18 protein-coding genes are annotated in these 19,508 nt (G+C 69.1%); all 18 read right to left on the bottom strand.

Annotated elements, in window-relative coordinates; all coding sequences use genetic code 11:
• Positions 1–5: 5 nt before the first annotated feature.
• Positions 6–1,601, bottom strand: coding sequence for a F0F1 ATP synthase subunit alpha (gene atpA / locus B072_RS0138715; protein WP_018535369.1), 1,596 nt, complete (start codon positions 1,599–1,601; stop codon positions 6–8).
• A 127-nt stretch (positions 1,602–1,728) separates the two neighbouring features.
• On the bottom strand, positions 1,729–2,550 hold the full coding sequence (locus B072_RS0138710) for a F0F1 ATP synthase subunit delta (protein WP_018535368.1): 822 nt from the start codon (positions 2,548–2,550) through the stop codon (positions 1,729–1,731).
• Entirely contained in the window at positions 2,547–3,101 is a 555-nt protein-coding gene (locus tag B072_RS0138705) for a F0F1 ATP synthase subunit B (RefSeq protein ID WP_018535367.1), read from the bottom strand. Before B072_RS0138705 ends, B072_RS0138710 begins: the two co-directional genes overlap by 4 nt.
• A gap of 40 nt (positions 3,102–3,141) precedes the next feature.
• On the bottom strand, positions 3,142–3,393 hold the full coding sequence (locus B072_RS0138700) for an ATP synthase subunit C (RefSeq protein ID WP_018535366.1): 252 nt from the start codon (positions 3,391–3,393) through the stop codon (positions 3,142–3,144).
• 77 nt (positions 3,394–3,470) lie between these two features.
• Positions 3,471–4,292, bottom strand: a complete 822-nt coding sequence (gene atpB, locus B072_RS0138695) for a F0F1 ATP synthase subunit A (RefSeq protein ID WP_026246755.1) — start codon at positions 4,290–4,292, stop codon at positions 3,471–3,473.
• A 225-nt stretch (positions 4,293–4,517) separates the two neighbouring features.
• Entirely contained in the window at positions 4,518–4,961 is a 444-nt protein-coding gene (locus tag B072_RS0138690) for a hypothetical protein (RefSeq protein ID WP_026246754.1), read from the bottom strand.
• Between the two features lie 262 nt (positions 4,962–5,223).
• Positions 5,224–6,615, bottom strand: coding sequence for an MraY family glycosyltransferase (locus B072_RS0138685; protein WP_018535363.1), 1,392 nt, complete (start codon positions 6,613–6,615; stop codon positions 5,224–5,226).
• 146 nt (positions 6,616–6,761) lie between these two features.
• A complete protein-coding gene (gene glyA, locus B072_RS0138680) occupies positions 6,762–8,009 on the bottom strand; it encodes a serine hydroxymethyltransferase (protein WP_018535362.1) in 1,248 nt (415 codons plus the stop codon).
• 94 nt (positions 8,010–8,103) lie between these two features.
• Complete coding sequence (locus B072_RS0138675; RefSeq protein WP_018535361.1) at positions 8,104–8,775, bottom strand: low molecular weight phosphatase family protein; 672 nt, start codon at positions 8,773–8,775, stop codon at positions 8,104–8,106.
• Positions 8,772–9,419, bottom strand: coding sequence for an L-threonylcarbamoyladenylate synthase (locus B072_RS0138670; RefSeq protein WP_018535360.1), 648 nt, complete (start codon positions 9,417–9,419; stop codon positions 8,772–8,774). Before B072_RS0138670 ends, B072_RS0138675 begins: the two co-directional genes overlap by 4 nt.
• 47 nt (positions 9,420–9,466) lie before the next feature.
• The gene (gene prmC / locus B072_RS0138665; RefSeq protein WP_018535359.1) at positions 9,467–10,306 is read right to left on the bottom strand and encodes a peptide chain release factor N(5)-glutamine methyltransferase; all 840 of its coding nucleotides are present in this window, start codon (positions 10,304–10,306) and stop codon (positions 9,467–9,469) included.
• An 87-nt stretch (positions 10,307–10,393) separates the two neighbouring features.
• A complete protein-coding gene (prfA, locus tag B072_RS0138660; protein WP_018535358.1) occupies positions 10,394–11,470 on the bottom strand; it encodes a peptide chain release factor 1 in 1,077 nt (358 codons plus the stop codon).
• 105 nt (positions 11,471–11,575) lie between these two features.
• The gene (gene rpmE / locus B072_RS0138655; RefSeq protein ID WP_018535357.1) at positions 11,576–11,797 is read right to left on the bottom strand and encodes a 50S ribosomal protein L31; all 222 of its coding nucleotides are present in this window, start codon (positions 11,795–11,797) and stop codon (positions 11,576–11,578) included.
• A 156-nt stretch (positions 11,798–11,953) separates the two neighbouring features.
• A complete protein-coding gene (locus tag B072_RS0138650; RefSeq protein WP_018535356.1) occupies positions 11,954–13,054 on the bottom strand; it encodes an LCP family protein in 1,101 nt (366 codons plus the stop codon).
• 296 nt (positions 13,055–13,350) lie between these two features.
• Positions 13,351–15,399 carry a transcription termination factor Rho gene (gene rho, locus B072_RS0138645; RefSeq protein WP_026246753.1) on the bottom strand — a complete coding sequence of 683 codons (2,049 nt, stop codon included), beginning with the start codon at positions 15,397–15,399 and terminating at the stop codon, positions 13,351–13,353.
• 404 nt (positions 15,400–15,803) lie between these two features.
• Positions 15,804–16,730: a homoserine kinase gene (gene thrB / locus B072_RS0138640; protein ID WP_018535354.1), complete on the bottom strand. Its 927-nt coding sequence runs from the start codon at positions 16,728–16,730 to the stop codon at positions 15,804–15,806.
• Between the two features lie 352 nt (positions 16,731–17,082).
• Positions 17,083–18,141 (bottom strand): threonine synthase, encoded by a 1,059-nt coding sequence (thrC, locus tag B072_RS0138635; protein WP_018535353.1) that lies wholly within the window; start codon positions 18,139–18,141, stop codon positions 17,083–17,085.
• Between the two features lie 14 nt (positions 18,142–18,155).
• Positions 18,156–19,448 (bottom strand): homoserine dehydrogenase, encoded by a 1,293-nt coding sequence (locus B072_RS0138630; protein WP_018535352.1) that lies wholly within the window; start codon positions 19,446–19,448, stop codon positions 18,156–18,158.
• Positions 19,449–19,508 lie beyond the last annotated feature (60 nt).

Here is a 19,508-nt window from a genome sequence, read left to right as displayed (position 1 = left end):
TTACGTCACTTGGAGACGTTGACGGCCGGAGCGTCCTCGCCGAGAAGCTTGCCGTCCGAGGTCTCGAACTGCTTCTTGAACTCCGCGATGGCGTCGGCGACGGCGGTGAGCGTGTCGTCCGACATCTTGCCGCCCTCCTTGATGGAGGTCATCAGGCCCTGCTCCTTGCGGTGCAGGTGCTCCAGGAGCTCCTTCTCGAAGCGGCGGATGTCGGCGACCGGGACGTCGTCCATCTTGCCGGTGGTGCCGGCCCAGACGGAGACGACCTGGTCCTCGGTCGGCATCGGCTGGTACTGAGCCTGCTTCAGCAGCTCGACCAGACGCTGACCGCGCTCCAGCTGGGCCTTCGAGGCGGCGTCCAGGTCGGAACCGAAGGCGGCGAACGCCTCCAGCTCGCGGTACTGGGCCAGGTCCAGACGGAGACGGCCGGAGACCTGCTTCATGGCCTTGTGCTGGGCGGAACCACCCACACGGGAGACCGAGATACCGACGTTCAGCGCGGGGCGCTGACCGGCGTTGAAGAGGTCCGACTCGAGGAAGCACTGACCGTCGGTGATGGAGATGACGTTGGTCGGGATGAACGCCGAGACGTCGTTGGCCTTCGTCTCGACGATCGGCAGACCCGTCATCGAACCGGCGCCCAGCTCGTCGGAGAGCTTCGCGCAGCGCTCGAGCAGACGCGAGTGCAGGTAGAAGACGTCACCCGGGTAGGCCTCGCGCCCCGGCGGGCGGCGCAGCAGCAGGGACACGGCGCGGTAGGCGTCGGCCTGCTTCGAGAGGTCGTCGAAGATGATGAGGACGTGCTTGCCCTCGTACATCCACTGCTGGCCGATGGCCGAACCGGTGTACGGCGCCAGGTACTTGAAGCCGGCCGGGTCGGACGCCGGAGCGGCGACGATGGTCGTGTACTCCAGGGCACCGGCCTCTTCGAGCGCACCACGCACGGAGGCGATGGTGGAGCCCTTCTGGCCGATGGCGACGTAGACGCAGCGGACCTGCTTCGACGGGTCGCCGGTGCGCCAGTTGTCGCGCTGGTTGATGATCGTGTCGACGGCCAGGGCGGTCTTGCCGGTCTGGCGGTCACCGATGATCAGCTGACGCTGACCACGGCCGACGGGGGTCATCGCGTCGACGGCCTTGTAGCCGGTCTCCATCGGCTCGTGCACCGACTTACGGGCCATGACGCCCGGGGCCTGCAGCTCAAGGGCGCGTCGGCCGCTGGTCTCGATCTCGCCGAGGCCGTCGATCGGGTTGCCGAGCGGGTCGACGACGCGGCCGAGGTAGCCCTCGCCGACACCGACGGACAGGACCTCACCGGTACGGGTGACCGGCTGGCCCTCCTCGACGCCGCTGAACTCGCCGAGGACGATGGCGCCGATCTCGCGCTCTTCCAGGTTGAGCGCGAGGCCGAGGGTGCCGTCCTCGAACTTCAGCAGTTCGTTGGCCATGGCCGAGGGGAGACCCTCGACCTTCGCGATGCCGTCGCCGGCAAGGGTGACCGTACCGACCTCCTCGCGCGAGGCCGCGTCCGGCTTGTACGCCTGGACAAAGTTCTCCAGCGCGTCCCGGATCTCCTCCGGCCGGATCGTGAGCTCCGCCATCTGGGTTCCCTGCTCTCCTTGTTGGGCCCGAAGTGTTCTTGGGGGTCTGGGGTTCGCCCCCAGGAATCCTCTGCACGGCCCAACTAGGGCCGTCCGTACTACGTGTTCTGCGGGTGCTGCGGGTACGTCAGCCGGCCATGCGGCGGCTGGCGTCCTCGATGCGGTCCGCGATGGAGCCGTTGATGACCTCGTCGCCCACCTGCACCTTGATCCCGCCGAGGACCTCGGGGTCCACGTCGAGGTTCAGGTGCATCTGACGCCCGTAGAGCTTCGCCAGGGACGCACCCAGGCGCTGCTTCTGCGAGTCGCTCAGCGGCACCGCCGTCGTGACGACGGCCACCATGCGCTCCCGGCGCTCGGCGGCGAGCTTGGAGAGGGATTCGAGTCCCGCTTCCAGGCTACGTCCACGCGGCGCGATCACAAGACGCTCGACGAGCCGCTCGGTGGTGGGCCGGGCCCGGCCGCCGAGCAGGTTCTTCACGAGGTCGCCGCGGATCGAGGCCGAAGCGCCCTTGTCCGTCAGCGCGGCGCGCAGCTCGGTGTTGGAGGAGACGATCCGGTCGAACCGGAACAGCTCGTCCTCGACGTCGTCGAGCTCACCGCTCTTCTGCGCCGCGGTCAGGTCCGCGGTATCGGCCAGCTCCTCGAGGGAGTCGACCAGGTCGCGCGAGGACGACCACCGGGAGCGGACCAGACCGGACACCAGGTCGACGGCCTCGCCGCTGACCTGGCCGCCGAGCAGCCGGCCCGCGAGCTCGGCCTTGGCGTCACCGGCCTGCGCCGGGTCGGTGAGGACCCGACGCAGCGAGACCTCGCGGTCGAGCAGCGCGGTCACCGCGGCCAGGTCGCCGGCGAGCGTCTTGGCGTCGACCGACGTGTTGTCGGTCAGCGCGTCCAGACGCTCGCGCGCGGCGGCGAGGGCCTCGCGGCTCGCTCCGTGGGCGGTCATCGTGCAGCCTCTGCCTTCGTCGCGGTCTCGTCGAGGCCATCGAGGAAGCGGTCGATCGTGCGCGACTGGCGGGCGTGGTCCTCGAGGGACTCACCGACCAGCTTGCCGGCCAGGTCGGTGGCCAGCTGGCCGACGTCCTGACGCAGCGCCTGAGCGGCTGCCTTGCGGTCGGCCTCGATCTGGGCGTGACCGGCGGTGACGATCTCCTCGCGCTGCCGCTGGCCTTCCGCGCGCATCTCCGCGATGAGCGTGGCGCCCTGCTCCTGCGCCTCCTGGCGCAGCCGCGCGGCCTCGTGCCGGGCCTCGGCGAGCTGAGCCTTGTACTGCTCAAGAACGCTCTGGGCCTCGGTCTGAGCGGCCTCGGCCTTTTCGATACCGCCTTCGATGGCCTCGCGGCGCTCTTCCAGAACCTTGTTGATGTTCGGGAGGAGCTTCTTGGCGAGGAAGCCGAAGACGATGACGAAGGCGATGAAGCCGATCACGAGCTCTGGGATCGGCGGGATGAGGGGGTTCTCGGACTCCTCAACCGCCAGCTGAACCAGGGGGCTCATTTAACTGCCTTTCGTCGAAAGGGTGCTGTCCGACGGATGGTCAGGAGGTCGGGTAGACGAACGGCATGACCAGACCGATCAGGGCGAGCGCCTCACAGAAGGCGAAGCCCAGGATCTGGTTGGCGCGGATCAGACCGGCAGCCTCGGGCTGACGGGCGAGCGCCTGGGTGCCGTTACCGAAGATGATGCCGACGCCGACGCCCGGGCCGATGGCCGCGAGGCCGTAACCGATCGAGCCGAGGTTGCCCTTGATTTCGACGCCAGCGGCGAGGGTCTGCGCGAGAGCGGACATGCCGGTTCTTCCTTCTCTTTCAAGTACCGGTGGGGGTTGGCCACCGGATGTCTATGGGGGTGGTGCGAGATGCGGGCTCAGTGGCCTTCGGCCAGCGCGCCCTGGATGAAGCTGCAGGCGAGGAGCACGAACACGTAGGCCTGGACGGCCTGGATGAACAGCTCGAAGGCGGTCATGACGATGACCATCACAAACGAGACGGCCGAGTACGCGATGCCGATGCCGTTGAGCATGTACCAGCTGGCGATCGTGAAGAGCAGCAGCAGGGTGTGGCCGGCGAACATGTTCGCGAAGAGTCGGACCGTGTGCGTGAACGGACGGACGAGCAGGTTCGAGAAGAGCTCGATCGTCATCGAGAGGGGGAGCACCCCGCCCAGCGACTTGTCGTAGCCGGAGAAGTTCTTGAAGGCTCCGACGAAGCCGTGACGCTTGAAGGTCAGGCTGACCCAGAGGACGTAGACGATGGCCGCGAGGGCCGCCGGGTACGAAATGATCGCCGTCACGGGGAACTGGGCGAGCGGGATGATCGACCAGAGGTTCATCATCCACACGAAGAAGAACAGCGAGACCATCAGCGGGACGTACTTCTCGCCCTCACGCTTACCGATCGTCTCGTAGACGATGCCGCGCCGGACGAAGTCGTAACCCGCCTCCGCGACCATCTGCAGCTTGCCCGGGACCAGCTTCGGCTTGGCGAAGGCGGCCCAGAAGAAGACCACGATGATGACCGAGCCGAGCAGCGCCAGGAGCATCGTCTTGTCGAAGTACAAGTTGCTCGTTCCGTCGCCCCACAGGGGCTCGAACAGGAACGAGTGCAGGCCGGGAGCCGGGAAGCCACATCCATCAAAAAGGTGGCAGTCGGTCTCGAAGGCGAGCACCTGCGTCGGGTCAGCACTCACCGCGGGCTCCTTCAGCGTGGCGCATAGGTACGGCAACCTCGTTGTGTCGGCGCGGCGCGCAGCCGCAGTTCGGCACGGGACTGGTGTTACGGATGTGGGGGCGGCAGTTGGGCATCGAGCCTCGCGTTACAGCAGGCGTCAGCTCAGATGCCCGCGCCCGCGATGCCGCAGTTGGCACCGGACGATAGCAGGGTCGTGAAGCTCCACTTATCCCGCCCCTACGCTTCACGACTTCGATCCCGCCTTCTCGGGCTTCTCGCCCTTCTGCGAGGCGGAATCGGGTTCGACGTAGAGGATCTTCGCCTTCATGTGGGCGCGCGTCTGCGCGGCGATCCACGCGAGGGTCGAGACCACGAGCGCGATCGCGAAGGCCCTCGGGTTGAAGAGCGTCGTGTCCTTGAAGAGGGCCATGAAGATGACCATGAGCAGCAACTGGGCCGCGTAGAGCATCAGGCCCATCATCTGGAACAGGTGCGGAAGCGATTTGGCAGTGCGCTCGAGGACCAGCAGGCCCAGCCCCATGAAGAAGATCGCGACTACCGCGCCGACCGCAGCACCGAGGGCCCCTTTCCCGCCGGCGACCGCAGCACTGATCACGACGGCGATCGCGCCGACGGCGGCTGTGGGCACAGCAGTGTGAACAAGGGTCCGTGCGTCATTGGACGGCATGGCGGCAACTCCGCTTACTGGATGGGGGCAGGGTGTCGTCATGGACGAGCGTAGTCCGGGGCCGAGAGAGGAAATCGGGCCAAGGGACCGTCGCACTACGGTCTTTCGGCTCTATCCCCGGGTTTCGTGAACGGTATCACAAACTATTTGATGCGGTCTTTACCTAGATGGTGTGCTTGCTGTCACACATGAGAGTGACAGTGCGCGCCTGTGCGCCCGAGGCATCAACTTGTCTGGTAATGGAGCGATTTGGGTCGCCGCGTCAGCGCGACGAGCTCGCCTTCCGCCGATCGGAGAAGCGCGAACGGGCGCCAATTGCCGTCGCCCCGTTGACCCCTGCGGGAATCGGCGTCTGCTCCCCTTCTTCCTTTTCTTCCTTTTCTGCCTTCTCTGCCTTTTCTTCCCCTCCGTCGCTTTCGCCGTCCGTGCCCTCACCCGTCTCGTACGCGGATGCGGCGGACGCCTCGTCGGCGGCGGTCCGGCGACGGCGGTAGCGCGGCGGCACCAGGCCCTCCGCCCAGCGCGGGGTGCGCGGCGTGAAGCGCGGCAGCAGGAGCAGGACGAGGCCCACGAAGCTCAGCGCGACGATGGTGAGCATGACCCACATCCCGGACGCGGAGTGCACCGAGTAGGCGACCGCGCCGAAGGCGATGAGCGCCGACCAGAAGTACATGATCAGCACCGCGCGGGAGTGCGAGTGGCCGATCTCCAGGAGCCGGTGGTGCAGGTGGCCACGGTCGGCGGCGAACGGCGACTGCCCGTTCCAGGTCCGCCGCACGATCGCGAGGACCAGGTCGGCGAACGGGATCGCGATGATGGTCAGCGGCATCAGCAGCGGGATGAAGACGGGGAGCATCGCGTGCGTGGTGTCCCGCGTGGAGCCGCCCAGGTTGAGCTCGAGGGCGTCCGGGTCGACCTGCCCCGTGATGGAGATCGCGCCGGCGGCGAGCACCAGCCCGATGAGCATCGAGCCCGAGTCGCCCATGAAGATGCGCGCCGGATGCATGTTGTGCGGCAGGAAGCCCAGGCACATGCCCATCAGGATCGCCGCGAAGAGCGTCGCGGGGGCCGCCGACTCGATGCCGTAGCCGTACCAGATCCGGTACGCGTACAGGAAGAACGCCGCGGCGGCGATGCACACCATGCCCGCCGCGAGCCCGTCGAGTCCGTCGACGAAGTTCACCGCGTTGATCGTGATCACGACCAGGGCGACGGTCAGCAGGGTCCCCTGCCACTGCGTCAGCGACACGGTCCCCACGCCGGGGATCGGCAGCCACAGGATCGTCAGACCCTGCATCACCATCACGCCCGCGGCGATCATCTGGCCGCCCAGCTTGATCAGGGCATCGATCTCGAACTTGTCGTCCAGAACGCCGATCAGCCAGATCAGCGCGGCACCCGACAGCAGAGCTCTCGGCTCGTTCGACGACTCGTAGACCTGATCCAGGTTGGTCAGGTGATCGGCGACCAAAAGGCCCGCGCACAGGCCGAAGAACATGGCGATACCGCCGAGCCGCGGCGTGGGCTCCCGGTGCACGTCTCGTGCCCGGATCTCCGGCATCGCGCCGGCCACGATCGCGAACTTCCGCACAGGGCCTGTCAGCAGATAAGTCACCGCGGCCGTGATGCAGAGCGTCAGCAGGTATTCACGCACGGGCTTCCCCACAGATATCGCTGGCCATCTCAGCCCCACACCCTAGCTTCGTGTGCTTAGGGTCGAGGACTTCCGGGTAGCGACGATGGTTGCACGAGTGACGGTTCCGGTACGCGCAGCGAGTGTCCTGCCGGTGCGTCTACCCGTTATCCGGCCGGGTACGGGGGGAATCTCCCGGCCAGATCACGGACCTCCTCGCGGACCGCGCGTACGTCGAGTGCGTCACGTACGACACCCGACAGGAGCACCCCGATACGGGCCATCTCGGCCTCTCCCATGCCCTGCGTCGTCACCGCGGCGGTTCCCAGGCGCAGGCCGCGGCCGACGCCGTGGGGCAGCGCGCAGGTGTCCAGGACCAGGCCCGCGGAGGCCAGACGGCCGCGGGCCGTTCGGCCCTCGGTACCGCCGAGCGGAGCAGGGTCGACGGTCACGAGGTGGGTGTCGGTGCCGCCGGTGGTGACGGCGAAGCCCTCCGCCTCCAGGGTGTGGGCGAGGACCCGGGCGTTGGCGACGACCTGATGCGCGTACGCGGTGAAGGCCGGCGTCGACGCCTCGCCGAACGCGACGGCCTTGGCGGCGATGGTGTGCATCTGGGCGCCGCCCTGCGTGAACGGGAAGACCGCCCGGTCGACGCGGTCCGCGAGCTCGGCGCCGCACAGCAGCATGCCGCCGCGCGGCCCGCGCAGCACCTTGTGCGTGGTCGCGCAGACGATGTCGGCGTACGGGACCGGGTTCGGGGCCGCTCCCCCGGCGACGAGCCCCATGGGGTGCGCGGCGTCCGCGATGAGGTGCGCGCCCACGTCGTCGGCGATGTCGCGGAAGCCCGCGTAGTCGAGGTGGCGGGGGTAGGAGATCGATCCGCAGACGATCGCCTTGGGGCGGTGGGCGCGGGCCAGGGCGCGGACCTCGTCGAGGTCGACGAGCCCGGTCCCGGGGTCGACGCCGTAGGCCACGAAGTCGAACCAGCGGCCCGAGAAGTTGGCCGGTGAGCCGTGGGTGAGGTGGCCGCCGGAGGGCAGGCCCATCGCCAGGACGGTGTCGCCGGGACGCAGCAGGACGGCGTATGCGGCGAGGACGGCGGAGGAACCGGAGTGGGCCTGCACGTTGACGTGTTCGGCGCCGTAGAGGGCCTTGGCGCGCTCCACAGCGATACGTTCCGCGACGTCGACGAGTTCGCAGCCGCCGTGGTGGCGGGCGCCGGGATAGCCCTCCGCGTACTTGTTGGCGAGCGGTGAGCCGAGGGCCGCGAGGACCGCGGGTGAGCAGAAGTTCTCGGCCGCGATCAGCTGGAGACAGTCCGCCTGCCGGGCCGTCTCACCGAGGACGACCTCGGCCAGCTCGGGATCCTGGCGGCGCAGTACGTCGAGCGCGGCGGTTTCGGTGAACACCGGCATGTTCGGCTCCGGGCCTCGCGGAGAGAGTGGGTGTCTAACAGCCTAGATCCGAGCTCCGAAAGGGGCGCGGGGAAGTCATCACCGCGAGCGGCACCTACTTGGGCACACCCGTGAGCGCGGAGACGACCGGATCCAGCGCCTCGCTGATCTCCGACCCCACCGACCGGAAGAACGGCAGCGGCGCCCCGTACGGGTCGTACACCTCGTCCGCCTCGACGCTCGGCGCCAGAAGCCACCCGCGTAGAGCGGCGGCGGCACGCACCAGGGAGCGCGCGCGCTCGACCACGCCGGCCTCCAGCGGGTCCGGCAGGGTCGCCGGGTCTATGGCCCGCACGAGCCGCGTGAACTCCTTGAGCGTGAACGTGCGCAGTCCCGCGCTGTGCCCCATGGAGATGACCTGCGCACGGTGATCACGGGTGGCGGTCAGCACCAGGTCGGCTCTTATGACGTGGTCGTCCAGGAGCTCGCGTCCGACGAAGCCGGAGGCGTCCGCGCCGAAGTCCTCCAGGACCGTTTCGGCATTGGCCTCCATGGGGGCGCCCTCGTGCCCCCAGGTGCCGGCGCTCTCCACGACGAGGCCGCCGGCCAGCGGGTCGCCGAGCCGGTCCGAGAGGGCATGCCGGGTCAGCCGCTCGGTGATCGGCGAGCGGCAGACGTTGCCGGTGCTGACGTGGAGGATCCGGAAGGAGTCGCCGGGGAAGAGCAGGGGTGCCCCGTACTCGAAGGACTCGGTGCCTATGCCACGCCCCGTCTCAGGGGCTGTCAATTCGCCACCTCGAGGTCGGGTACCACCTTGCGCAGCTCGTCGGCGGTCAGGGCGCCCTCGCGGAGCAGCACCGGCACCTTGCCGGTCACGTCGACGATGGAGGAGGGGACGATGCCGGGGGTCGGGCCGCCGTCGAGGTACACGGAGACGGAGTCGCCGAGCATGCCCTGCGCGGCGTCGCAGTCCTCGGGCGACGGGTGCCCGGTGAGGTTCGCGGACGACACCGCCATCGGGCCGACCTCGGTGAGGAGTTCGATGGCGACGGGGTGCAGCGGCATGCGCACGGCGACGGTGCCGCGGGTCTCCCCCAGGTCCCACTGGAGCGACGGCTGGTGCTTGGCGACGATCGTCAGGGCGCCGGGCCAGAACGCGTCGACGAGCTCCCAGGCCATCTCGGAGAAGTCCGTGACGAGACCGTGCAGCGTGTTCGGGGAGCCGATCAGGACGGGGCTCGGCATGTTGCGGCCGCGGCCCTTGGCCTCCAGGAGGTCACCGACCGCCTCGGCCGTGAACGCGTCCGCGCCGATGCCGTACACGGTGTCGGTGGGCAGCACGACCAGCTCGCCGCGGCGGACGGCGGACGCGGCCTCACGCAGACCGGTCGCGCGGTCGGTCGCGTCATTGGTGTCGTAACGCCGTGCCATTTAGCGGGCCTCCTGCTCAGGTACGTACTCGTCTACGAAGAAGTGGGTCACGGCATCGCCTTGCGGGCGGTCGCGAACCGCGGCCGGTTGTTGAGGTCGGGGTGATCGGCGGCGTCCGCCCAGCCCCGCTCCTCGGTGAAGATCCACGGCACCTGGCCGCCCTGGGTGTCGGCGTGCTCGATGACGACGACGCCGCCGGGGCGCAGGAGACGGTGGGCGGTGCGCTCGATGCCGCGGATCAGGTCCAGGCCGTCCTCGCCGGAGAAGAGGGCGAGGTCGGGGTCGTGGTCGCGGGCCTCGGGAGCCACGTACTCCCACTCGGTGAGCGGGATGTACGGCGGGTTGGAGACGACGAGGTCGACCTGGCCGTCGAGGTCGGGGAAGGCCTCCAGGGCGTCTCCCTGACGCAGGTCGACCCTGGACCCCTCGACGTTCTTGCGCGTCCACTTGAGGGCGTCCTCGGACAGCTCCACGGCGTGCACGCGCGAGCGCGGGACCTCCTGGGCGAGGGCGAGCGCGATGGCGCCCGATCCGGTGCACAGGTCGACGATCAGCGGCTCGACGACGTCCATGGCGCGCACGGCGTCTATGGCCCACCCGACGACCGACTCGGTCTCGGGGCGCGGCACGAAGACACCGGGGCCGACCTGGAGCTCCAGGTAGCGGAAGTAGGCGAGCCCGGTGATGTGCTGGAGCGGTTCGCGCGCTTCGCGGCGGGCGATGGTCTCCCAGTACCGGGCGTCGAAGTCCGCGTCCTTGACGGTGTGCAGCTCACCCCGCTTGACGCCGTGCACGAACGCGGCGAGCTCCTCCGCGTCGTTGCGCGGCGAGGGCACGCCGGCGTCGGCCAGCCGCTGGGTGGCCTGGGCCACTTCCGCGAGCAGCACGCTGCGGGGGTTCGGGGGTCGCCCCCCAATATGTTGCTGCACGCTGGTCCTCCGGGGCTTCGCTCAGAACATTCAGACGTACGAGGGTTACGCGGCGGCCAGTTTGGCGGCCGAGTCCGCGTCGACGCACGCCTGGATCACGGCGTCGAGGTCGCCGTCGAGCACCTGGTCCAGGTTGTACGCCTTGAAGCCGACGCGGTGGTCCGAGATGCGGTTCTCCGGGAAGTTGTACGTGCGGATCTTCTCGGAGCGGTCGACGGTGCGGACCTGGCTGCGACGGGCGTCGGCCGCCTCGGCCTCGGCCTTCTCCTGCGCCGCGGCAAGGAGCCTGGAGCGCAGGATACGCATCGCCTGCTCCTTGTTCTGCAGCTGGCTCTTCTCGTTCTGGCAGGAAGCCACGACGCCGGTGGGGAGGTGCGTGATGCGGACGGCGGAGTCCGTCGTGTTGACGGACTGCCCGCCGGGGCCCGAGGAGCGGTACACGTCGATGCGCAGGTCGTTCGCGTGGATCTCGACGTCGACCTCCTCGGCCTCGGGCGTCACGAGCACGCCGGCGGCGGAGGTGTGGATGCGGCCCTGCGACTCGGTCGAGGGCACGCGCTGCACACGGTGCACGCCGCCCTCGTACTTCAGGCGGGCCCAGACGCCCTGGCCGGGCTCGGTCGCGCCGTTGCCGCCCTTGGTCTTCACGGCGACCTGGACGTCCTTGTAGCCGCCCAGCTCGGACTCGGTGGCGTCGATGATCTCGGTCTTCCAGCCGACGCGCTCGGCGTACCGCAGGTACATGCGCAGCAGGTCACCGGCGAACAGCGCGGACTCGTCGCCACCGGCGCCGGCCTTGACCTCGAGGATCACGTCCTTGTCGTCGGACGGGTCGCGGGGCACCAGCAGAAGCCGCAGCTTCTCGGTGATCTCCTCGCGCGACTTCTCGAGCTCCTTGACCTCGGCGGCGAAGTCCGGGTCGTCCGCGGCGAACTCCTTCGCCGTCTCGATGTCGTCGCCGGTCTGCTTCCAGGAGCGGTACGTCGCGACGATCGGGGTGAGCTCGGCGTAGCGCTTGTTCAGCTTGCGCGCGTTGGCCTGGTCGGCGTGGACCGACGGGTCAGCGAGCTTCTTCTCCAGATCGGCGTGCTCACCGATCAGGTCCTCGACGGCCTCGAACATCTCCGGCTCCTGCTTGTACGTGTACGGAAAGGGGCTGCACCGCAAAGCGCCGGTCCCGGTGCCCCCGCGGAAACAGGGACACCGGAGACCGGCGCTTGAGCCTCGCTACTTCTTGGCAGCGGCAGCCTTGCCGAAGCGGGCCTCGAAGCGGGCCACACGGCCACCGGTGTCGAGGATCTTCTGCTTGCCCGTGTAGAACGGGTGGCACTCGGAGCAGACCTCGGCACGGATGGTGCCGGAGTCGATGGTGCTCCGCGTGGTGAACGACGCGCCACAGGTGCAGCTGACCTGCGTCTCGACGTACTCGGGGTGGATGTCGCGCTTCAAGGTGTCTCCTAGGTTCGGGAGGGCGCCGGGTCGCAGACGCGGATTTGCGGGAGCGTGAACCGGAGCCGACGTACCAGTCTGCCAGGACCGGCCGTATCTCCCAAAACCGGGGTGGGCCCGGAACTATTCCCCGGCCCCCGCACACCGCCTCGGCGGCTACTTCACGACGCCGTCGGCCTGGCCGGTGGCGGTGCCCTTCTTGGCCGACTTCGGGATGTCCTTGTCGGCCTTGAGCGCCTTCCAGACCTGGTCGGCCTTGGTCTTGTCGACGAGGACGCGGTTGGCGTCGGCGGTGTCGTACTGCACCGGCAGCGTGACCATGTCCATGTCGTTCGAGCCGATGCCCTTGAGCCCGTTCGCGAACGAGGCCAGGTCCTTCACGGACGCCAGCTCCGAGTCGGTGGTCACGGACTTGGTGGCGGTGTTCGCGAGGTCGTACAGCTTGGACGGGCTGGTGAAGACGCCGACGTCCTTCAGCTGGTCCATCAGGGCCTTCATGAACGCCTGCTGGAGCTGGATGCGGCCCAGGTCGCTGCCGTCGCCGACACCGTGCCGGGTGCGGACGAGGCCGAGGGCCTGCTTGCCGGTGAGCGTGTGGGTGCCCGCGTCGAGTTCCAGGTGGCTGTCGGGGTCGTCGATCGCCTTGGTGGTGGTGACGTCGACGCCGCCCAGGTCGTCGATGAGCTGCTCGAAGCCGCTGAAGTCGACCTCGACGTAGTGGTCCATGCGGATACCGGTCATGGACTCGGCGGTCTTCACCGCGCAGGCCGCGCCGCCCGTGGAGTAGGCGGAGTTGAACATGACGCCGTTGGAGGCCGGGTGCTCGGTGCCGTCGCTGTCCGTGCACTCCGGCCTGTCTATGAGCGTGTCCCTGGGTATGGAGACGACGCTGGCCTTCTTGTGGCCCTTGTAGATGTGGACGATCATCGCGGTGTCGGAGCGTGCCGAACCGTCGTCCGTGCCGCCGCCGGCCTTCTTGTTGGCACCGGCGCGGCTGTCGGAGCCGAGGACCAGGATGTCCTCCGAGCCGTTGTCGACGTTGTCCGGGCGGTCGGTGCCGAGGGCCGCGTTGATGTCGACGCTCTTGATGTTGCCGTCGAGCTTGAAGTAGACGTACCCGAGCCCGGTGCCGCCGAGGACGACGACGCCCGCCGCGCTCCACGCCGCGATGCGCAGCGCCTTGCCGCTTCCGCCGCGCGGCTTGCGGCGGCGGCCCTTGGCGCGATGACGCCCGGGGTTGCTGTCACGGTCCGGCATGTGCTCCTCGCTGGGTCTGTCCGCCTTGGGTCCGCTCTGCTCTTCACTCGGTGTGACGGCGAACCGCCAAGAAGGGTTGCACAGCGGGCTGTGTCCACAGCGAATACCCACAACCACACAATGTAACGGGACCAACGTCCCACACCGCCCCCACCTGCACTTTTGTCCTCTCGGACCACATGCTTCACATAGCCGCCGAATTCTTATGCATGTGGTGAAGGTCTCCGGGCCGGCGCCCGGAAAGGGCTGAGCCCCGCCGCACGAGGCGACGGGGCTCAGCTCATGAAGGACCGACGTCAGTCGTTGCCGTTGCCCGGGCCCGGCGTCGTCTTCTGGATCTGCAGCAGGAACTCCGCGTTGGACTTCGTCTGCTTCATCTTGTCGAGCAGCAGCTCGATCGCCTGCTGCTGGTCGAGCGCGTGCAGCACGCGACGCAGCTTCCAGGTGACCGCGAGCTCGTCGCTGCCGAGCAGGATCTCTTCCTTACGGGTACCGGACGCGTCGACGTCCACCGCCGGGAAGATGCGCTTGTCGGCGAGCTTGCGGTCGAGCTTGAGCTCGGCGTTGCCGGTGCCCTTGAACTCCTCGAAAATGACCTCGTCCATGCGGGACCCGGTGTCGACAAGAGCCGTCGCGAGGATGGTCAGCGAGCCGCCGTCCTCGATGTTGCGGGCCGCACCGAAGAAGCGCTTCGGCGGGTACAGGGCGGTCGAGTCGACACCACCGGACAGGATGCGGCCGGAGGCCGGCGCCGCCAGGTTGTAGGCGCGGCCCAGACGCGTGATCGAGTCGAGCAGCACGACGACGTCGTGGCCCAGCTCGACGAGACGCTTGGCGCGCTCGATGGCGAGCTCGGCGACCGTCGTGTGGTCCTCGGCCGGACGGTCGAAGGTCGAGGAGATGACCTCGCCCTTCACCGACCGCTGCATGTCGGTGACCTCTTCCGGACGCTCGTCGACCAGGACGACCATCAGGTGGCACTCGGGGTTGTTGTGCGTGATCGCGTTGGCGATCGCCTGCATGATCATGGTCTTGCCGGTCTTCGGCGGGGCCACGATCAGACCGCGCTGGCCCTTACCGATCGGCGCGACGAGGTCGATGATGCGGGTCGTGAGCACACCCGGGTCGGTCTCCAGGCGGAGCCGGTCCTGCGGGTAAAGGGGCGTCAGCTTGTTGAACTCCGGGCGCCCGCGGCCGGATTCGGCCGCCATGCCGTTCGCCGAGTCGAGGCGGACGAGCGCGTTGAACTTCTCGCGGCGCTCGCCTTCCTTCGGCTGACGCACGGCACCGGTGACGTGGTCGCCCTTGCGCAGGCCGTTCTTGCGGACCTGGGCGAGGGAGACATAGACGTCGTTGGGACCGGGGAGGTAGCCCGACGTACGGATGAAGGCGTAGTTGTCGAGGATGTCGAGGATGCCCGCGACGGGGATCAGGACGTCGTCGTCGGAGACCTGCGGCTCGTTGCCGAAGCCGCCCTCGTCGCGCCCGCGGCGCCCACGGCGGTCGCGGTAACGGCCCCGGCGGCCGCGACGGCCACCCTCGAAGTCGTCGTCGTCCTGCGGACCGTTGTTACGGTCCTGGCGGCCGCCCTGCTGCTGGCGGTTGCCGCCACCCTGCTGGTCCTTGTTGCCCTGGTCGTCGCCCTTGCCGCCACGACGGTCACGGCCACCACGGTCGCCCCGGTCACCACGCTCAGCGCGGTCGCCACGCTCACCGCGGTCACGACGGTCGCGGCGCTCACGACGGCCTTCGTTGCCGCCGTTGTCCTGGTCGCCCTTGTTCTCGGCGCCGCCCTGGCTGTCCTGCTTGGCCTCGGCGGTGACGGTCTCCGGGCTGCCCGCCTCGGCGGTGGCACGGCGACGACGGCGCTCGCCGGCCGGCTGCTCGTCCCCGGCGCCCTGGCCCGGGATCTCGATCTGCTGCTGGGCGACGGCCTTCTTCGCCTTGGCGGCGCCGGACTCGGCCTTCTCCGCCTTCGCCTCGGACTTCACGTCCGCCTTGCTGTCGGCCGCGACGGCGTCGTCGCCGGTACGGGCCTTCGAGGTGGCCCGGCGCTTCGGCTTGGTCTCAGCGGCATCAGAAGCGGCGGCAGCGCTCTTCGCCGGGGCACCGCCGCCGGCCTGCGCCTCCTTGATGACCTCGATCAGCTGGCTCTTGCGCATCCGCGCGGTGCCCTTGATACCGAGGCCCGATGCGACCTGCTGCAGCTCGGCCAGCACCATGCCGTCGAGGCCGGTACCGCGGCGCCGCCGGGCAGGCGTAGCAGAGGCGTCCCCTGCAGACGCGGCGGGCGCGGCAGCGGAGCTGTCGGCAGTCACGCCCATCAGATCGGTGGTGTCGCTCACGAAGGGTCCTTCCCTGGAGCGGACGTCGGCCTGTCTGGCTCGGCGACCGGTTGTGCTGTCCGGCGGTGGTCCTCTCGGTACGGACCGTGCCGGGGCGGTTGTCCGCCGATGAGGCGGAAGAATTCATTGGTGACAGCGATTCCGGATTCCGCGGGTGCACTGGATTTCTGTGTCACGCGGCTCGGTCACGCCGGTTCCGGAGCATGCTCGACAACATTCAGCACCGCATATCGACAGGCGATGGCGCGGCGATGAACTGCTGGGGAGGCTCCCGGAAGAATGGTTGTCCCGGACGGGGACACACAGCACCTCGCCATGGTGAGGTCGGGTGCAGACTTGAGGTTAACACTACCGGATCCAACAAACATTCCCCCTCTCTCAATCCGGCAACCGGACGCTTTTGATCAGACGCTCTGGGAGCCGAGCGGCAGAACGCTCGCCCCGTCCGCGTCCAGGGCCAGGCGGTTGGCCGCCCATCCCTCTCCGGCCAGCCGGGCGACCTTGTCGGCCGTTCCGTCCTCCACCAGAGCGAGGACCGTGGGTCCCGCTCCGGAGATCATCGCGGGCACGCCGTCGGCCCGCAGCCGCTCCACGAGGGCGGCGCTCTCCGGCATGGCCGGGGCGCGGTACTCCTGGTGGAGACGGTCCTCCGTGGCCGGCAGCAGCAGCTCGGGGCGCCTGGTCAGGGCCTCGACGAGCAGGGCCGCCCGGCCCGCGTTGGCCGCCGCGTCCACATGGGGGACGCTGCGCGGCAGGAGTCCTCGGGCCATCTCGGTGAGGACGGGTTTCCCGGGGACGAAAACCACCGGAACGACGGAATCGGCGGCGTCCAGGCGGATCGCCCGGCCCGCTCCGCTCTCCGTCCAGGCGATGGTGAAGCCGCCGAGCAGGCAGGGCGCCACATTGTCCGGGTGGCCCTCGATCTCGGTGGCGAGTTCGAGCAGCGCGGCGTCGTCGAGCCGGGCGTCGCCGCCTATGGTCACGGCGCGCGCGGCGACGACCGCCGCGACGATGGCGGCGGAGGAGGAGCCGAGGCCGCGGCCGTGCGGGATGCGGTTGGCGCAGACGATCTCGAGGCCGCGCGGCTGCCCGCCGAGGGCGTCGAAGGCGGTGCGCAGGGCGCGTACGAGAAGGTGCGACTCGTCGCGCGGCAGGGTCTCGGAGCCCTCACCTGCGATGTCGATGTTCAGCCCGGAGTCGGCGACCCTGACGACCACGTCGTCGTAGAGCCCCAGCGACAGGCCGAGGCTGTCGAAGCCCGGGCCGAGATTGGCGCTGGTGGCGGGGACGCGCACCCTGACGGCGGCGGCGCGGAACGCGGGACCGGCCATCGCTCGATGACTCTCCTTGAGCTGCGGGATGTTTCGAGAACTTCCGAAGACGATCGAGAACGGACGAGGCTTTCGAGGACTTCCGGGACTTCCGAGACTTCCGATGTTTTTGTGCTGCGTACGGCGACACCTGGGTCACCCGGGCCGCGAACGACGGAATCAGAAGAGAAAACGACGGAACGGCGGCGGCACCGCTGCATATGCGGTGGGCGGGTTCGGTACAGCCTATCGAAGGAAGGTTCTGTGGCGACATAGGGCGCACAGGAGGCGCACGATGCGTGTCGTAAGCCCCCTGTGCACCTCGTGTGCGGATACGCGCAGTTGACGGCGTATCAGCAGCGGTGACGCGGGATCAGGCGAGGCCGAGGCGCTCGGCGGCGGCGGCCGCGTCGACCGGGACGGTGACGGGCTGCGGGGCGCCGGCGACGGCCCAGTCCGGGTCCTTCAGACCGTTTCCGGTGACGGTGCAGACGATCTTCTGGCCCTTGTCGACCTTGCCCTGCTCGGCGGCCTTCAGCAGACCGGCGACCGACGCGGCGGACGCGGGCTCGACGAAGACACCCTCCTGGGACGCCAACAGCTTGTAGGCGCGCAGGATCTCACGGTCCGTCACCTCGTCGATGAAGCCGCCGGACTCGTCGCGCGCGGCGATCGCGTGCTGCCACGAGGCGGGGTTCCCGATGCGGATCGCGGTCGCAATCGTCGAGGGGTCCTTGACGACCTCGCCGCGCACGATCGGCGCGGAACCGGAGGCCTGGAATCCCCACATGCGCGGGGTGCGGGACGAGACCTTGTCGGCCGCGTACTCCTTGTAGCCCTTCCAGTAGGCCGTGATGTTGCCCGCGTTGCCGACCGGCAGGACGTGGATGTCGGGGGCGTCGCCGAGCGCGTCCACGATCTCGAACGAGCCGGTCTTCTGGCCCTCGATGCGGAACGGGTTCACCGAGTTGACCAGCGCCACCGGGTAGTTCTCGGAGAGGGCGCGGGCCAGGTTCAGGCAGTCGTCGAAGTTGCCGTCGACCTGGAGGATCTTCGAGCCGTAGACGAGCGCCTGGCCCATCTTGCCGAGCGCGATCTTGCCCTGCGGGACGAGCACGGCGCAGACCATGCCGGCGCGCACGGCGTACGCGGCGGCGCTCGCCGACGTGTTGCCGGTGGAGGCGCAGATGACGGCCTGCGCGCCCTCCTCCTTGGCCTTGGTGATGGCCATGGTCATGCCGCGGTCCTTGAAGGAGCCGGTGGGGTTCGCGCCCTCGACCTTCAGGTGGACCTCGCAGCCGAGGCGCTCGGAGAGGACCTGCGCGGGCACGAGCGGCGTGCCGCCCTCGCGCAGCGTCACCACCGGCGTGGTGTCGGTCACCGGGAGCCGGTCCCGGTACTCCTCGATGATTCCGCGCCACTGGTGGGTCATTCCGGTCATCCCTGCTACTCCCCTTCAACACGCATGATGCTGGCGACACCGCGCACGGTGTCGAGCTGACGCAGCGCGTCCACGGTCCCGGTGAGGGCCGCGTCCGCCGCGCGATGGGTGACGACGACCAGACTGGCCTCGCCGTCCTTCCCCGACTGCCGCACGGTGTCGATGGAGACGCCGTGCTCGGCGAAGACCGTCGCCACCTGGGCGAGAACGCCCGGCTTGTCGGCCACGTCGAGGCTGATGTGGTACCGCGTCACGGAGTCGCCCATCGGGGAGACGGGCAGCTGTGTGTACGCGGAGTCGCCGGGTCCCGTCGCGCCGTTGAGGCGGTTGCGGCAGACGGCGACGAGGTCGCCGAGCACTGCGGACGCGGTCGGCGAACCGCCGGCACCGGGCCCGTAGAACATCAACTGGCCCGCGGCCTCGGCCTCGACGAACACGGCGTTGTACGCGCCGCGCACGGAGGCCAGCGGGTGGTCGAGGGGGATCATCGCGGGGTGGACGCGCGCGGTGACGGAGCCGCCGTCGGCGGCCCGCTCGCAGATCGCGAGGAGCTTGATGGTGCAGCCCATCTCCTTCGCGGACGCGAAGTCGGCCGCGGTGACCTCGGTCATGCCCTCGCGGTACACGTCGTCGAGGCGTACGCGCGTGTGGAAGGCGATCCCGGCGAGGATGGCGGCCTTCGCGGCGGCGTCGAAGCCCTCGACGTCGGCGGTCGGGTCGGCCTCGGCGTACCCGAGGGCGGTGGCCTCGTCCAGGGACTCCTGATAGCCGGCGCCCGTCGAGTCCATCTTGTCGAGGATGAAGTTCGTCGTGCCGTTCACGATGCCGAGGACGCGGTTGACCTTGTCCCCCGCGAGGGACTCGCGCAGCGGCCGGATCAGCGGGATGGCGCCCGCGACGGCTGCTTCGTAGTACAGGTCGCGCCCCTGCTCGACGGCGGCCGCGTGCAGGGCCTCGCCGTCCTGGGCGAGCAGCGCCTTGTTGGCGGAGACGACGGAGGCGCCGTGCTCGAAGGCTGTGGTGATGAGGGTGCGGGCGGGCTCGATCCCTCCGATGACTTCGACCACCACGTCGATGTCGCCGCGTTTGACGAGCGCGGTGGCGTCGGTGGTGACGAGCGCGGGGTCGATGCCCTCGCGCACCTTGGAGGGGCGGCGGACGGCGACACCGGCGAGCTCGACCGGGGCGCCGATGCGGGCGGCGAGGTCGTCGGCGTGCGTCGTCATGATGCGCGCCACCTCTGAGCCGACAACCCCACAGCCCAGCAGCGCCACCTTCAGCGGACGCGTACGCATCATCCGACCTCGTTTCCTCTCCTACTGCGACGTGGTACTACGCACCACGTCCCTACGGTGGGT

The sequence above is a fragment of the Streptomyces sp. HmicA12 genome, from assembly GCF_000373565.1.
GTDB lineage: Bacteria > Actinomycetota > Actinomycetes > Streptomycetales > Streptomycetaceae > Streptomyces.
The sequence above is the reverse complement of the archived record's forward strand: the minus strand, read 5'-3'. Positions and strand labels throughout refer to the sequence as shown.